This window comes from Synergistaceae bacterium (assembly GCA_017450125.1).
In the GTDB taxonomy this organism is placed as follows: Bacteria; Synergistota; Synergistia; order Synergistales; family Aminobacteriaceae; genus JAFUXM01.
In genome coordinates this window covers 1-15,923 of the sequence record JAFSWZ010000027.1, presented here as the reverse complement: position 1 = coordinate 15,923, position 15,923 = coordinate 1, and the positions used below count along the sequence as shown (strand labels likewise).

The window sequence follows — 15,923 nt, the reverse complement described above, 5'->3', positions numbered from 1 at the left end:
CCCCCTCGTTATAATTTATATGAGAAATTGTCATGGAACACGTAAATGATAAGCCTAATCCTGAATTTCTACAAGCATTCATAATTATTCAGGGATGTACTTCCTCACAGCCCGATAAGCACCAGCGACAGCATCACAGCCCCGACAGCGTGTATGAGCCAGAACCTCAAGGTTACCGCCGTCTCGTCCATGCCCTTCTTCTGGTAATGGTGGTGCAGAGGTGCCATGAGAAAGATTTTGCGGTTGAGCTTGCGTATCGTGAAAATCTGTACCGCCGAGCTCAGCATCTCAACGCTGAAGATGAACCCCGCCGGAATTATCGCCAGACTGCGCCCGTTCATCACGCACAACGCCGCCAGTGCTCCGCCCAGAAAGTGAGAGCCCGTGTCGCCCATGAAGGTTTTTGCCGGCCGCGTGTTGTAGAACAGGAAGCCCGCGACCATGAAGAACAGCTCAATCATCACATCAGCGTTCAGCGCGTCTGTCGGCAGGAGAATCAGCATCACTCCCAGCGACACGAGGAAGCTCCCGCCCGCGAGGCCGTCAAGTCCGTCGGTGATGTTCACTGCGTTTATTGTCCCGGCAGTCATCAGGAACGCCAGAGGCATCGCAATCCACCCGCCGCCGTCATACACTCCCGGCCAGAGTCCCATTCTTCCGCGCAGGAACACCAGCACAACCCACACTCCGCACAGGAGGAGCTGGAGCTTCAGCTTGGCCAGACTGGAAAAACCCTCGCTCGTGTGCGTCCTGAATTTCAGCCAGTCGTCGATGAACCCGATAAGCCCGCTGAGTATCGGCAGCGACCAGAAAAGCAGCGAGTCGAGAGAGTGATTGAGCACGAGCGCGAGAAGTCCCAGCCACAAAAAAACGACTCCCCCCATCGAAGGAGTCTTTGACTTGATTTCGTTGTCTATGTTCACGCCGTACCATTTCTGCTGCTGGGTGATGTGCTCGTGCCTCTGGTACTTTATCCAGAAGTACTGCAGAATGTTGCTCAGCGCGAAGAACATAAATCCCTTCAGGAACATAATTCCCTCACGACGTTTTCGAGGCCTATGCTGTGTGAGCCCTTCACCAGCACTCCCTGAATCTCGCGCGATGATGTTATCTCGTTGACGGCCTTCAAGGCTTCCTGCCAGTCATCGACGAAAATGTACCCTGAATCCCCGCTGAATGCTTCGCGCCAGATTTCCCCGACAAGAATCACGCCGTCAATACCCTCGAACAGCGGAGCAAGCTCTGCGTGATACTTGGCCGCATCTTCACCGAGCTCCCGCATCTCGCCGAGCACTGCAACTTTCCCAGCGCACACTACCTTGCTGAATGTTTCAAGCGATGCGCGCATTGAGGCGGGGTTTGCGTTGTACGCGTCATCAACTAAGAACTTGTGCCCGTTGTCGAGGATGAATACTCTTCCTCTGCCTTCGAGTGCCTGGAACTCAGAGAGAGCATCCGCCGACTCCTGAAGGTCAATCCCGAGCTCGTGCCCGACTGATGCGGCGAGGGCGAGAGGCATTGCGTTGTGTTTGCCCCAGATGTTGGCGGTGAAGCGCGCAATCTCCTGCGATTCTCTGTGAGCCAGCACGAACGACAGCGCAGGAAGCGTGTACTCCGATTTGTCGACGGCAAGAACGAAATCAGAATCTCTCCATTCGCCGACACCCATTGACTTCACTACGTAACGGAAAGCCTCCGCAAGATATTCGTTGTCGTGGTTGTAGATTATCTTGCTGATTGACGTTGAGTGAACTATCTCCAGCTTCTCGTTCAGCACGCCTTCAACGCTCCCGAAACCTTCAAGGTGAACAGGTGCAACGGCGGTAAGCACTGCGATTGTCGGCGGGAAATACTCTGTGAGCTCGCGTATCTCTCCGGGCTTGTTTGCCCCGAACTCCAGAATCACTATTTCCGTCTCGAGCGGCATTGCCATTATCGTTGCGGTGCAGCCTATGAGGGTGTTGAAGCTCCTCTCCGGCGCGTGAAGGACGAAGTGAGGCGACAAAACCTTCTGCAGGGCGGCGCGCGTTGTGGTCTTGCCGACACTGCCGGTTATCGCTATTACGTCGTGAAGATTGCGTGCTCTGAGCTTCCGTGAGGCAGTTGCGGCGAGGTCGCGCTCGGGATTGTCGAGCTCAATCACCGGGATGTTCACGCCTTCGGGAGCTTTGCCCTTCCTGACAATCAATAACCCTGCTCCCCTCTCTATTGCCTGCGGAATGTACTTGTGCCCGTCAGTCTTCTCGCCTTCCAGCGCAACAAACGCACCGCCGGGAAGCACGTCCCTGCTGTCAGTCGCAAGGTGATTCGGAAATTCCAGCGTGCTATCTATTCCCTCAAAAAGCTCACACAGCTTCATGTTGCTCATTGCGAGTCCCTCCACGTCTTCACTGCCTCAGCGTCGTTGAACGGTATCTTCTTGTCCTTGATGGTGATGAACTTCTCCGGGCCTTTCCCCGTAATGACGAGAATGTCCCCCTTCTTAAGGCTCTCGAGGCCGACGCGTACGGCTTCGGGCCTGTCGGTGATTATTCTGTAAGGAATGCTCGCGCCCTCCGCGATTGCCTTAGCGATGTCGGCTGGGTCTTCACTGCGGGCGTTGTCGGAAGTGATGATTATCTCGTTCGCGAACTCTGATGCCGCCCGGCCAAGTTCCGGCCTGTTCTGCTGGTAGCGTCCGCCTCCGTGCCCGAACACCGACACGATACGCCTGTCCTTGCCCGAGAGCTTACGTATCGTCCCGAGAACGCTCCTCAAGGCCGACGGCGTGTGCGCGAAGTCCACGAACACACATGCTCCGTTAGGCAGGTCAATGCGCTCTAGGCGGCCTGGAACCTGCGGGACGTTAGCGACACCTTCCATGATGGCTTCTGCATCGACGCGGCTCGTCATTGCCGTAACAGCACAGAGAGTGTTCATGATGTTGAAGTCCCCGACTAGCGGGCTGGTGATCGAGATGCTCCCGAAACCCTCACGCTGAATCACTAAGTCCGTGCCGTCGAGCGTTGCTGTTGAGCCCACAACGCTGAACTGTGCTCCGTTGGTCAGTCCGAAGCCGCGAACTCTCTCAGGAAACCGCGCGAGAATCCTTTTGCCCCACGGGTCATCGTAATTCGCCGCCCCCAGAAAGCCCGGCTTTGCGTACGTCGTGAACAGCAGAGTTTTTGCGTCAAAGTAGTGCTCCATGTCCTTGTGGAAGTCCAGATGCTCAGGGTAGAGGTTCGTGAACACAGGCACATCATAGCGCGCACCCTTCAACCTTCCCAGATACAGCCCGTGCGATGAAGTCTCCATCACGCAGGCGGAACATCCGTTGCTGACCATGCGGGCGAGCTGGCGTTCAACAATCGCGCTCTCAGGCGTGGTGCGGTCAGCGTCCTTCTCGGTTACTCCGTCGCTCTCGATGATTGTGCCGAGCAGGCCTACCTTCATTCCAGCCGCCTGAAGTATGCTCCTGATGATGTAGGTCGTCGTGGTCTTGCCGTTAGTGCCCGTAACTCCGACCATGAGGAGCTTTCCTGACGGGTTGGCGTAGACGAACGAAGCTGTGTCGCCGAGATACTCCCTCACCTTCGAGACCACGATCTGCGGCAGAATCGAGTCTACTTCACGCTCGCAGAGGAGAGCGGTAGCTCCGGCTTTCTCTGCGGCTCTGACGTAGTCGTGTCCGTCGGAAGTTTCGCCCTTTATGCACGCAAAGAGAGTGCCCGGCCTGACCTCTCTGCTGTCCGAAATTACGTCGTCAATCTGTACAAAAAAATCGTCCTGAGACCTCACACAGGCTTTGGTGTTCTCATTCCGGCTCTGTATGAATTTCAGGACATCCCCGAATGTTGTACTCAAAGAATATTAACCTGCCTTCGCTGGAGATTTAGTGCTATGAATAATATTCGAGTTCCGCCATTTCTTCAACTATTGCTTTGAACACGGGAGCAGCTACCTCGCCGCCGTAGTACCTTCCGCTTGACGGTTCGCCTATCGCAATAAGCATGAGGTACTTGGGGTCTTCGTACGGCCAGAAACCGATGAACGACCCGACGTACTTTCCTGCCGCGTAGCCCTTTTTGCCCGCAACCTGCGCAGTGCCTGTCTTGCCTGCAACGTTCGTGAGCTTCGTCGCCGCCTTCTTGCCCGTGCCTTCGAGGATTACCCGGCGCATCGCCTTGCGTACCCACTCCGTAGTCTCGGGAGTCATAACCTCGCGCATGACTTTCGGTTCTCCCCTGTAGACCACTTCACCGAGCGAGTTCACTGCTTCCTTGACGATGTACGGGCTCATGAGCTTTCCGCCGTTCACGACAGCCGCCATTGCCGTAACAAGCTGAAGGGGCGTAACAGCAAGCCCCTGACCTATCGCGATGTTCGCGGGGGTAATTCCTCGCCAGCTCTCGGGGTACTGAAGAATCCCGCGTGAGACTCCGGGAAGCTCTATGTCCGTCTCGTGCCCGAAACCCAGTGCAGACAGGCTCTCGTAGGTCTTCACGTTGTTTGCTCGTATGCCTATCTGTGCCATTCCGACGTTCGAGGACTTCACGAGGAGCTGTGCTGTGTCGACTTGGCCAAGTGCTATGCGTGCGTCCGACTCCCTGATGAAGCCGTCGGCAACCTTGAGCTTGGCCGGGCAGAAGAACATCTCGTCCCTTCTCACAATGCCCCTGTCCAACGCTATCGCCATGTATATCGGCTTGAACGTCGAGCCGGGCTCGTAACCCATGCTTATGGCGGCATTCACGAGAGCTTCGTCGGTGATGGTCTTGCGGTTCTGCGGGTCATAGGTCGGGTAGCTCGCCATCGAGAGGACTTCTCCCGTCATCGGGTTCATGCAGATGCACACTGCCCACTTCGCGCCGTTGTCCCGCGCGGCCTTGAAGAGGTGCTTCTCCACAACGTACTGAATCCGGCTGTCGAGCGTCAAAGTTACTGTCGGCGTAACTGTCCGGCGTTCCTGAGTGTGCTCCATGAGCGACGCTGTCTGACTGCCCATCCTTCGGACTACTATCTTTTCGCCGGGAGGGTTGTAGAGCGTAGAGTCCCACGCCTGCTCAATGCCTGCCTGACCCTTGTTGTCTGTGTCGCAGAAGCCCAAGACATGAGCCATCAATCCATTGTTGGTGTATTTTCTGTAGGGTACGTCCTGCTGAATTATTGCGCGGCTGTTCTTGCGGAGCTCGGAGAGTTTTTCGGCCTCGCTCTCTGAAGGTTTGCGGGCTATCCACGTGAACTGCGAGGTTGTCTTCATCGCGGCGTAAACTTTTTCCATTACGTCAGGTGAGAGTATCTGTGCCAGGCCTTCGAGGTCTGCGGAAGTCAGCTTGCTCGGGTCTACAGCGAACATCGGCTTTGTCTCGGAGATAACGAGTGCGTTGCCTCTGGAGTCCTGAATTATTCCGCGCGTTGACCTGAGGATGATTTTCCGCCAGTACTGATGCCGTGATTGCTGAAGCACTCTTGTTTCAGGGTAGCAGTGCCGGGCTACGAGTGTTACGCTGATGATCGTGAAGAATAGTACGAACAATGACCAGGGGTTGCCGCCCCCTTGAGAAGATTTCTGCTTTGCCATGAGAGTTTAACGTCCAAACAGCCAAGCCAGCCCTGACCGCCAGCCTTGAAGGACGGTCGGAGTTGTTTTTCTTGAGGCGGCAAGCGATGTAGAGCGTGTACGTACAGGTAGGGTTTCGGCCTTGAGAACCTTCTGCATTCCGAGACTCTCGCGGCAGTAGCTGTAGATTCTGATTGGTGCAACAAGTGCGGACAGTTCCTGGCGCAAAATGACTTCTTCGTCTGAATAATTCTGTATGGACTGATTGATGGACTCAAGATAATACGCGAGACGTGCCGCATGAAATCGCAGTATCCCGAGACCGATCACAAGACCGACGCAAACAATGAAGGCCGCTAAAAACTTAATGCCTGTCCCGATTTTTGCGGTGCTGTTAGTGTTAGTCTTATGCACTTCCCTTCGCCCCCGGTTTCTATGAAATTTTTTTTGGTGTGAAAGAATGATAGCACACTTTGCAGAAAATACCTAGTCATGAATTAGACAAAATGCCCTTAGCTTTGCGCTCCTTGCCTTATAGTTATCTGCGGTCTCTTCGTCTGAAGGAGTCAGGGGATGACGCGTGATGATTCTGCCTTTGCCGTCTGCCTGCCACTGCCGGAAAGTGTGCTTGATGACTCTGTCCTCGAGCGAGTGATAGGACACGAAGATTACCAGCGCGTTGCGGGAAAGAGAAGGGAGCGTGTTCATGAGGCGTTCGAGCTCTCCTGCTTCGTCGTTGACGTAGATTCTCAGAGCCTGGAAGACTCTGCGTGCGGGGTGAGTGCCCATCTTCCGCTGTAGGGGCTGAGGGAGTGCGGAACGTATCACGCTCACGAGTTCGGCTGTTGTGGTGATGGGAGTGCGTGAGTGCTTGATTGCCTGAGCGATTGTGCGTGCGTGCCGCTCCTCGCCGTAAGTCCAGAAGATTCGCGCTAACGTCTCAGCGTCGCTGTCTCTGAGGAGTTCTGCGGCGGTGGGTGAGGCTGAGGAAGGGTTCATGCGCATGTCCAGCGGGCCGTCGTTCTGGAAGGAGAAGCCGCGCTCGGGAAGGGTCAGCTGCATGTTCGAGACACCGAGATCGAAGACATACACGTCATTGTCCCTGCAGTCCTCAAAGTTTGCGAGGCTCCCGAACTCTGCGTGAAGTGCCCTGAACCTCTCAGCGTAACCAGAGAGTCTTTCGCGCGCGAAGGACAGTGCCTGTGCGTCGCGGTCAACACCGAGCACCGAGCATGAGGGGAAGTGTTCGAGGAACGCCAGAGAGTAGCCGCCGAGCCCGAGAGTGCCGTCGAGTATGCGCTGGTGGGGGTGGGCTTCGATAAGCGAGAGGACTTCAGTTATCATTACCGGTTCGTGATGCATTATGGGGAGCCTGCCTTCTTTGTGAATATGATGATACTGCGATAAAATTATAGCCATTCCCAACGATTAACAGAATAACGGTAAAGGGGTGCAAGATCAGTCATGCCGAATGACGTGAAGAATATACCTGACATGATTCAGGCGATACTGGACAAGAACAAGGGGTTTATTGCGATGTCGAAACTTGCTTCGCAGATGAGCGCAAATCTCAGGGACAAGCTGGGCATCAAGAGCAAGACTCCCGTCAAGATACTGATGAAGAAGCTGGAGGGTATTCTTGAGGACAGGTTTGTTCTGCGCAGGAAGGGGAGCACGCAGTTCCTGATGACGCCCTGCGACCCCGCAGAACTCGTGCTGGCGGAGCTCTCGCCCTCAAAGCCGGTCAGTCCCAAAGCTCTGGCGGCTGTACTCAAGCCCTTTGCGCGGTCGGACATAAGGTCAATCCTCAATGAGCTTGAGGAAACCGGGAAGATAAAGACGCTGTACAACGAGAAACTTGAGCCGCAGATATTCTCGGCAGAGATCGACAGACACATATACGAGCCTTCGGAGGAACTGCCTGAGCAGTCGGTAGAGTACACGCGCGGGAAGTTCCGTGAAGCGTTCGATGAACTGGACAGGGGCAGAGTTTTCGTGAGGATATGCGACCTCAGAAGGAAGCTCAACTGGCCGCGCGATGTGTTCGACCAGATGCTGAAGACTCTCCGCGACAAGGAGATAATACAGATGCACATAGGCGATGAGCATCTGATGACCCCTGACGAGGTTCAGGACTCCTTCGTGAACGAGCTTAATTACCTCATGGGGACGGTAACCTGGAATGTCAGATAGTGCCGCGATACTTGAACAGCTCAGGGAGAACAACCCGTTCATATCATCATCATCGCCTTCACCGTTCGAGAACAAGAACTCAGACCTTGCACAGCTCAACAGCAGCACGTCAGAGGAGATAGAACAGTTGTTGCTGCACAAGCGCAGAGACCCGGAAATGCCCATCGGAGGCCTGATTCTGGGAGAGCCCGGGGCAGGCAAAACGCATATGCTGGCGCGAATACTCCGAAGACTCCGGGACAATGCAAGGCCGATGATATTCGCGGCAGTCAAGACAGCAAAAGCCTTCACCAGCCCAAAAACGATCACGCAAGATATTTGGAGCGAGATACTCCTCAGCCTCGAACAGGCTCACAGCGGAGGACATTCACAGTTCGACATGCTGCTGAGCAGGATGATGGATTCTTACCGCGAACACAGGGAGGACGACGGCTTCACTGACCTCACGAAGCTGGATCGCAGGGTTTACCTCATGAAGGACATGCGCGGTATCAACAAGGATTTTCTCAAGTGCATTCTGCTGTACATGGGAACTTCCGACGATATGACGAGGCTACAGCTCTTCGAGTGGCTGAGGGACGGCCTCGATGACGAAGAATCGCTGAGTCTTGGCCTGCCGCTCAGAAACCCTCATGCAATGGATGACGCGGAATGTGAGGGGACAGCGCGGAAATTCATGCTGTCTCTGGGGTACATGCTGTCCTACGCAAAGGTCTCTATGGTGGTGTGCTTCGACCAGTTTGAGCCGATAAGGGACAAGGCATTAATCCATGTTTTCGGCGACACTATCAGCTTCATGATGAATGACATTTCGGGGATGATTCCGCTGTGTTTCTCCAGAGCCGACCTCTGGAACGACCTGCTGAGGCCTGAACTGGACACGTCGGCTGTCCAGCGTCTGGAACACCACAAGATGACGATGAAGAGCTGTTCTCCCGCTCAGGCAAGGCAGCTAGTGAAAAGCAGGTTAGCCGCGTCGTTCACGGAAGGAGTGGAGGAGAAGTACAAGTGGCTTGTGAGCCGCATGGATAACGTCCTCGTGTCCGACTGTTCTCCGCGAATGGTCATAAAGCTGGCAGACCACATAATAATGACCTCCGGCACGACTACTGACGACGAAGAGATCATCTCGACACTTCGCAACATCTACGACACCGAACGTTCCAGAATCATCGACAAGCCCGCTGCGTGGCTTCCGAACCCTGTGCACCTTGCTTCAGCCTTGAAGGTTTGGCTGGAATCTCACGACGGTTTCGAGACGGCACCTGGAGACGGAAAATACATCATGCTGAAAGGTACGTTCATGGACAAACGCTACGCCTTCCCCATCATAACGGCCAAGAACTATTCTACTGCGGCGGCAGGGATAAAGAGGGGAGTACAGTTCCTGAAGGAGTACAGCGACGGAGTATGCTTCTACATCACCGAGTCAAGGACGCACAAAGCCAGCTGGAAGAAGTTTGTCGAGCAGCAAGAAATCTTCGAGCCTCTCGGCGGGAAAGTCGTGATCCTCGACAACAATACACGCGCTGACTGGTACGCACTTACTGCGTTGGTGAACCAGATAGCTGGCGGTGATGTGGATCTGTACCTGTCGTCGGGAAACAGGGCGGCAACTATTGATGATTTGTATGAGTTTGCCGCGAGCCTCGAGCTCCTGCCGGGCATCTTCTCCGACGTTGCGCCGAAGCAGACAGAGCCTGCTGTTCCGCCTCAAGTGCCCGTCATTGAGCCCGACATCCTCAAGGTCAACCTGATGAGCATCATCAAGTCTTCACCGATGAAGCTGCTGACAACCGACAAGGCTATTAACGCCCTCGAACGCAGAAAGATACGCGTAACCCGCCCGGAGCTTATGGGTTTCCTGAAGAACAGCAGGGACAGTTTCAGGACTTACACGTCCAAGAGCGGCGAGATCATGATCGGTCTGGTCTAAACGATGTTACGCATAAACGTCAGCGACCTTGCATTGTGCCAGAGATGCCCTGCCCTTCTGGGCTACAAAATCCACATGGGCGAGAAGGACGCGTGGAAGGTCGGCATCAAGGGAAGCGGACACGCATACGGCTCAATGTTCCACAAGAATATAGCCCGCATGTTCTTCGAGGCCGCTTCGGACTCCCGCAATCCACTTCACGCCGGAATAGTCCGTGCGGTCGCGGGGGGCAGAGCAGAGCTTGAAGAGTTCGTGCGCGGAAAAATCTTCATGCCGTTCGTCGAGAAACACTCAGGGGACTACACAGCAGAACAGATAATGGCGGCGGCACGTGGCGTAACGGTGTGGGTGAAAGCGATGGCAGAATTTTTTGCTGAGATACCCTCATTAGTCAGAAACCCAGAACAGAACATGAGGAGGGTATTCCTTCAGCCGGAAACGAAGCTGCAAAGCTGGTATGATTTTCCCGGAGAAGGCCGGCTCGTAGTTAGGGGGTGCTACGACGCGCTGATGTTCAACCCCGACAAGGCAGAAGCCCGGCTGTTCGAGTTCAAGGGTTACAGCAAGAGCGACCTGGCTGTTCCGCTCTCACAGAGTTTGGTTTACGCGTGGCTGATAGCCAGAATAACGGGCATTGTTCCTTCCGTCGAGATAATCTACCTCGATGACGGAGACAAAGAACCTGACGTGTTCTCGCCTTCAAGCGTGAAGGACATGATACGTTCAGGACTGCCGGGACTGTTTCACTCGGCATTCAGCACAATAACACTAAGGAGGCTGCCGGAAATTTTGAGGGATAAAGATTTGTGCAAGGTGTGCAGGTTCAAGGATACCTGTGCCGCTGACTGGGCAGGGAAGTTCAGGAAGAGGCCGGGTGCGTCGATGATAAACGTGCTGGTGTTCTTCCTTGCGGCGATGATGATAATGGCTCAGGTGTTTTTCTTCGCGCGGACTTCGCAGGACAACCTCACGGCGCAGGTTGATGCAGTTCAGCAGCGTGTTGCTATGGACAAGCGTCTGAGTGATGCTCTGGAGCTCGTTAAGAAGCACGGACTGCGTCCGCTGGATGTTTTGTCGGACGAGGCATCTTTCCGCAATGTCAGCAGCGTTGTTTTATCTTTCGCCGAGCAGAGGATAGCTTCAGAGGACAAGCGCAGCGTAACTAACACCACGTACACCCACAACATCAAGGCCGTGATCTACGATCTTGCTTACACGCTAAGCGACGATGATTTAAGCAGGGAGCACAGCACAGAATGGGACAACAACGTCAAGAATCCCGACAAGATGATTTTCCCGCCCGTCAAGACCGCTTCCAGCGATGGGAAGTACTACCTCGTCAGGGTCTTCGAGCCCCACACGGATGCTGCGAATGACGGCAGACGCTCCCTGATGTATCAGGTGCTCGTCCACAGTTCGGACACCGACGTAAAAGTGAAGTCATTTCACGAGTTCTGGTATTGAGCCATGCCGCTGACAATAAGGAAGAACCCGATACAGCGCAACTCCGCAGGACTGGCGATACACGCTGACTGCCTGCGCTTCATCGAGATCGACGAGGAGCAGACAATCTTCCGCCAAGAGACAGTTCCGCTCGGTGAAGGCTGTGTGATAAATAACACGATAAAGGACTTCGGCATTCTCGAGACTGCGTTTGCCCAGCTCTACAAGGTCATAGGCCGTCTGCGCGAGCCCGTAGTCATCGGCCTTCCCAGCGGAGACACGATAATACGCCTCCTCAACATGCCCAACATGAGCATTGATGACGTTCGCGGAACGATTGACCTGAACTTTGAGGAGTATTTCCCCTACCCGCGCCCTGATGCAGTCTTCGACACAATACGCGTCATGACCCCTGCGGATGTTCACGAGCGCGAGGAGATAACAATTATGGCGGTCTCGGCCAAGAGGGAGATGGTCGAGCGTCTGCTTGGTGTCGCCAGAAAGTGCGGTCTTCCTGCCGGTGCGCTTGAACCGCTGAATTTCTCGATGCTCCGCGCAATCCCGGAAGCTAGGGAGGGTCTGAGCCTCTTCGCTGACCCTTCAAGCATCGTCGCGCTCTACAACGGAAACGGAATCTTCTACCGCGCGGCGAACAACCTTCACGGAGCACAGGACATCCTTAACACGATGCAGTTCATGGCGACGCAGTACAGGCACGACAGGGTGGGCAGGCTTATACTCGAGGGACTGAACTTTCAGGTAGGCAGCGACTCTGGGATGGAGATCGTCAACATCACTGACGAGTTTTTCGCGGCGCGGGGTCTCGCGCTGAGGGGAGAACCTGACGTGCAGAGGCTGGACCTCAGACCCTCAGAGTACGTTGAGCTTGAACGCCGGAGGTATTCCTTCAACCCGAACAGGCTGCTGTTCTGGGGACTGCTGGTGGGGTTCATCATGCTGTCGGCGGGAACTATCTCCTTCGCGTGGATGAGGATAGCTGACCTCGAGACGGCACTTGAGGACAAACGCATCGCCAACAGCGACCTTCTTGCACAGCGCGACAGGCTTCAGAGAACCAACACAGACCTCGAGTCCAAGAAGAGGGACACGGAGAAGATTCTGGACTTCTTGAGGAGTGATATTCCCGTCCTTGAGATCATGAACGCTATCGAGTCTCACACTACGGTAGGAGTGAAGCTCGAGGAGGCGGACTTTTCGCGCAACGCAATGACTGGAGTTACGGTGATACTGGACGGCAAGGCTTCAAGTGAGAAGGCCATACTCACAATGACAGACGGCCTCAAGAGAAGCGACATGTTCACTGATGTCAGGCTTCCTGTGTCGCAGAAGGCTCTGACGGGTCAGATAGTCTTCAAGATTATCCTGAGGGCTAAGGAAGTACTGTGATTATATTCACTGCAAATTCTGCGATGCCTTCTTCATCGAGCGCGCTGGCCTCAATCGTGATGACAGTGCTTTCACTGAAGCTGACTGCCAGTACTGCCGGCAGATGGGGCGGTTGTTCGAGTATACCTTTGCGGCCTCCTATGTCAACAATCTTGTACCCTGCGTCTGCTGGCATAACTCCTTTTGCGCCGCGTCTCTGCTCCGGCACGTAAAGGCTTCCTGTCCCCGTGCCCTCCGTCAGAATCACCTGAAGGCTTCCAGCAGGAGCTTCCCTCACGTAATCCCTGTATACCACACGCCCGAGCTCCGACCCGTCAGCCTCAGCAACCAGCGGCACGACATGTTCATTCACGCACCGCCACTCACCGACAGTTGCCGGAAGTTCCAGAGCACACGCGCACGACGACAACATCGCCACCAACGCCACCACCAGCACCTTACGCATCGCGTTCATTGAGCCACAGCCTCCTTGCACCTGAGAGAAACTCATCATAGACACCGCTGGCGAAGTCCGGGAACGTGTAGTCAAAGCTCTTCCACCCGCCGAACCTGTAGCGCATCGTAACTTCCGCGAATATCCCGTCCCGAAGATAAATCCTGTGCGCGTGGTCTTTCGTCGAAGCGAGAACAAGCCTTGCTCCGTCAATATATCCCGGGTCAATGTTCACTGCTCTGATGGGCTGGCGGCTCTGCGCCTCAATCTCTATTGCTTGGTGCTTCCAGTCAGCGAGGCCTTCAGGGTTCAGCATTCCGGGAAAACACACGAACACTCTCGACAGTTCAGGAGCAATGTCGTGATAGTAATCCGTCTTGTCGAACGGCACGGGACTGCTCACGAGCTCGGGCGTTCCCCAAATCTCCGCGAGCCTGCCGATGCTCCACCGCATAAGCTCATCACTTGGAAAAAGTATCCCCGTTATCCTCTTAACCTTAGGTGTCATAGCTGAAAGTATGTTCCTCCGTTGTCTCTGGTTTGTCCGGCGGCTAGGAGTGCCATTGCCTGCGGGCCGATGCTCCCGATAACGTCATCAGGATTCTTCAGCGCGGAATCTTCAGGCTCTTGCGGAACTTCAGGTGCTGGTTCTTCTTTCTGAGGAGGAGCAGGTTCTTCGGGCTTCTTTCTGCGTTTCCGGCTTGGCATTTCGACGCTGAGATAACCCTGAAGCTGTCCCTGCCACTCGCACGCACGAAAAGTCTTCCCCTTCTCCGGCGGCTCGCTCAGCCTCTGCCACTTTCCGCCCTGCGCCTCAATCTCCTTCACCCACGCCTGACCCACTGCCGCCCACCACGTCATGTCCTGCGCGTCCGTGAGATCCTCCGTGCAGTCGTCGACCGTGAAGATGCTCGGCCTCAGCTTGCGGAAAGCGATGAACCTCGTGCCGTTGAGACCGTCTAGCCTCACGATAAATTCGTCGCGGTCAGGGAGCTCGTAGGCGTTCATGTGCTCAAGGCCTGAGCCGAACATTTCGCGGGCAGTGTCGTTGAGGCGGAGCAGCCCCCTCGAGGAGAGCGCGAACGGCACGGGAGCATTCCACCACTCGGGATACTGCGGCTCATCAGGGTACAGCGCGGTCTCGAGGCTGGCGGTGAATGAGCCTGTGCTGCTGACGTAGAGTGCCCGTAACTCCTGCGGGTAATCCAGCGTCTCGGGGTTGACGGGCTGAACGATGTTCCGCTGTACCAGCTGGGGCAGGGATTTTATCATCGCGTCCGCACAGCCCCTCTCAACGAGAAACACCAGCTGCCCCTTGTTGAGGACAATCACATCGCCGGAGTCAGGGATGTACACGGCATATTCAGCCGTAGAACCGAAAAGCGTCCGCAGAAAGTAGAGCAGTGTAGATTCTGGTGTGAGGGACGGGAAATTCTCAGGACTGTTCACTGTTCATCAAAGCGTTGGCGAAATCTTCCGGGCTGAACGTGTCGAGGTCATCTTCACCTTCGCCCAAGCCTATGTACCTTACGGGGATCCTCAGCTTCCGCGCAATCGAGATGACTACTCCGCCTTTGGCAGTGTTGTCGTACTTGGTGAGGATTATCGACGACACGGGAATTATGCTGTTGAACGTCTCCGCCTGAGCGATAGAGTTTTGGCCGAGCACAGAATCAAGAACTAGCACGGTCTCGAGTCTGTCCTCTCCTGTCTCACGCAGCAGCACCCTGTGAATCTTTCGCAGTTCCTCCATGAGATTATGTTTGTCGTGGAGCCTTCCTGCTGTGTCAACGATTAGGACATCGGCGCGTGAACTCTCTGCGGCCTTCCACGAATCGAAAGCTACGGCGGCCGGGTCGCTCCCCTGGCCCTGAGCTATTACCCTGACTCCCGAACGTTCTCCCCAAATCTTGAGCTGTTCGACTGCGGCGGCCCTGAAGGTGTCTGCGGCTGAGAGGATTACGCTTTTCCCCTGACGCTTGAACATCATCGCGAGCTTTCCGGCACTGGTAGTTTTGCCGCTGCCGTTCACGCCGATCATGAGGAGGACTAGGGGTTTGTTAGTGAGTGAGAAGCCCTGCCCCATTCCCGGAACAGAATTAAGTTCGTCGGTAATCCTGCGGGTGAAGATCTCCCGTAATTGTTCGGGAGTCTTTACGGCTTTGTTCTTGGCCTCGCGCTTTAGGGTGTCAATAATCTCTTCAGCGAAATCGAGGCCGGTATCACCCATGATTAATTGTTCCTCTAGGTTGTCCCAGAACTCAGGCTCAAACTTTGAGGACGAGAATAACCTAGCGATACTTCCGCTCCATTTTTCTCGCACACCTTTTAGGCGTTCACGTAACTTTGCGAATAATGCCATTGCTAATCACCTTCCCGGGGTCCTGCGCATGAATATGAACTCGTAGCCGTATTGTCCCGTAGTGCTGTCCTGAGTGCGCCTTGACCCGACGACCTGCCAGCCTTCACGTCCTCTTGCGGCCATGCGTTCGGTGATGTTTGGGTCCAGAATGAAGTCTATTGCGTAATCGTAGGATGGATTGACCGGTTCCGCTGTTCCTGTGAAAGCTCCGGGGCTGCCTGAACTGAGCATTATTGCAGTGAGGGTGTCCGACAATTGTTGAAGCTTCCAGACACCGAAGGCCATAACGCCCAATAAGAGAATCAGGAGCAAGGGTGTGAGTATTCCGCCACCCCCGCTTCTGGCTGAAGATTTTTTCGCTGGTGCGGGTGATGAGTCGTGAGAAGTTCCGTCTTTCTTGGCCTTGAGTTTTTCGCGTATACCCATAGTTTTCTTCCTCTCTGCTTCTTCTGTTGGTGCTGGTTGTGGAAATGATTCGGTCTCTGGTTCGTCGTGAGTGATGATTGAGGCGGCTTCACCGAGTTCACCTAGTGAGGACATGAAGTCTTCGCTGTCGTCGTCAAAGCTGGGTGCTGCGTCGTGAGCGTCGTTGATGTCGTCTTGGTCTAAT

15 protein-coding genes are annotated in these 15,923 nt (G+C 54.9%); 4 read left to right on the top strand and 11 right to left on the bottom strand.

The window, feature by feature from the left end; translation table 11 throughout:
• Nucleotides 1-104 precede the first annotated feature (104 nt).
• The 6 genes from IJT02_05735 to rsmH all read right to left on the bottom strand — a co-directional run bounded on the left by IJT02_05735 (nt 105) and on the right by rsmH (nt 6,904).
• Nucleotides 105-1,031 (bottom strand): phospho-N-acetylmuramoyl-pentapeptide-transferase, encoded by a 927-nt coding sequence (locus IJT02_05735; protein MBQ7544428.1) that lies wholly within the window; start codon nt 1,029-1,031, stop codon nt 105-107.
• Nucleotides 1,022-2,368: a UDP-N-acetylmuramoyl-tripeptide--D-alanyl-D-alanine ligase gene (locus IJT02_05730; GenBank protein ID MBQ7544427.1), complete on the bottom strand. Its 1,347-nt coding sequence runs from the start codon at nt 2,366-2,368 to the stop codon at nt 1,022-1,024. Before IJT02_05730 ends, IJT02_05735 begins: the two co-directional genes overlap by 10 nt.
• A complete protein-coding gene (locus IJT02_05725) occupies nt 2,365-3,843 on the bottom strand; it encodes a UDP-N-acetylmuramoyl-L-alanyl-D-glutamate--2,6-diaminopimelate ligase (protein MBQ7544426.1) in 1,479 nt (492 codons plus the stop codon). Before IJT02_05725 ends, IJT02_05730 begins: the two co-directional genes overlap by 4 nt.
• Nucleotides 3,844-3,877: 34 nt before the next feature.
• On the bottom strand, nt 3,878-5,515 hold the full coding sequence (locus IJT02_05720) for a penicillin-binding protein 2 (GenBank protein ID MBQ7544425.1): 1,638 nt from the start codon (nt 5,513-5,515) through the stop codon (nt 3,878-3,880).
• A 51-nt stretch (nt 5,516-5,566) separates the two neighbouring features.
• Nucleotides 5,567-5,953 carry a hypothetical protein gene (locus IJT02_05715; protein ID MBQ7544424.1) on the bottom strand — a complete coding sequence of 129 codons (387 nt, stop codon included), beginning with the start codon at nt 5,951-5,953 and terminating at the stop codon, nt 5,567-5,569.
• Between the two features lie 72 nt (nt 5,954-6,025).
• A complete protein-coding gene (gene rsmH, locus IJT02_05710) occupies nt 6,026-6,904 on the bottom strand; it encodes a 16S rRNA (cytosine(1402)-N(4))-methyltransferase RsmH (GenBank protein MBQ7544423.1) in 879 nt (292 codons plus the stop codon).
• Between the two features lie 99 nt (nt 6,905-7,003).
• Between rsmH and IJT02_05705 the strand changes: the two genes are divergently transcribed.
• From IJT02_05705 to pilM, 4 genes are read left to right on the top strand one after another with little or no spacing between them, the layout of a single operon-like run.
• Nucleotides 7,004-7,732, top strand: coding sequence for a hypothetical protein (locus IJT02_05705; protein ID MBQ7544422.1), 729 nt, complete (start codon nt 7,004-7,006; stop codon nt 7,730-7,732).
• Nucleotides 7,722-9,668: an ATP-binding protein gene (locus IJT02_05700; GenBank protein MBQ7544421.1), complete on the top strand. Its 1,947-nt coding sequence runs from the start codon at nt 7,722-7,724 to the stop codon at nt 9,666-9,668. Before IJT02_05705 ends, IJT02_05700 begins: the two co-directional genes overlap by 11 nt.
• Nucleotides 9,669-9,671: 3 nt before the next feature.
• The gene (locus IJT02_05695; GenBank protein MBQ7544420.1) at nt 9,672-11,132 is read left to right on the top strand and encodes a hypothetical protein; all 1,461 of its coding nucleotides are present in this window, start codon (nt 9,672-9,674) and stop codon (nt 11,130-11,132) included.
• A gap of 3 nt (nt 11,133-11,135) precedes the next feature.
• Nucleotides 11,136-12,518, top strand: a complete 1,383-nt coding sequence (gene pilM, locus IJT02_05690; GenBank protein ID MBQ7544419.1) for a pilus assembly protein PilM — start codon at nt 11,136-11,138, stop codon at nt 12,516-12,518.
• On the opposite strand, the gene IJT02_05685 is transcribed toward pilM, so the two are convergent.
• From IJT02_05685 to IJT02_05665, 5 genes are all read right to left on the bottom strand, one after another.
• A complete protein-coding gene (locus tag IJT02_05685; protein MBQ7544418.1) occupies nt 12,502-12,972 on the bottom strand; it encodes a hypothetical protein in 471 nt (156 codons plus the stop codon). The genes pilM and IJT02_05685 overlap by 17 nt on opposite strands.
• Complete coding sequence (locus IJT02_05680) at nt 12,956-13,459, bottom strand: DUF4416 family protein (protein ID MBQ7544417.1); 504 nt, start codon at nt 13,457-13,459, stop codon at nt 12,956-12,958. The genes IJT02_05685 and IJT02_05680 overlap by 17 nt, the downstream gene beginning before the upstream one ends.
• Complete coding sequence (locus tag IJT02_05675) at nt 13,456-14,400, bottom strand: hypothetical protein (protein MBQ7544416.1); 945 nt, start codon at nt 14,398-14,400, stop codon at nt 13,456-13,458. Before IJT02_05675 ends, IJT02_05680 begins: the two co-directional genes overlap by 4 nt.
• A complete protein-coding gene (gene ftsY, locus IJT02_05670) occupies nt 14,387-15,313 on the bottom strand; it encodes a signal recognition particle-docking protein FtsY (protein MBQ7544415.1) in 927 nt (308 codons plus the stop codon). Before ftsY ends, IJT02_05675 begins: the two co-directional genes overlap by 14 nt.
• A 6-nt stretch (nt 15,314-15,319) precedes the next feature.
• Nucleotides 15,320-15,923 (bottom strand): hypothetical protein (locus tag IJT02_05665; GenBank protein MBQ7544414.1); only part of this gene is annotated, 604 nt, incomplete at its 5' end.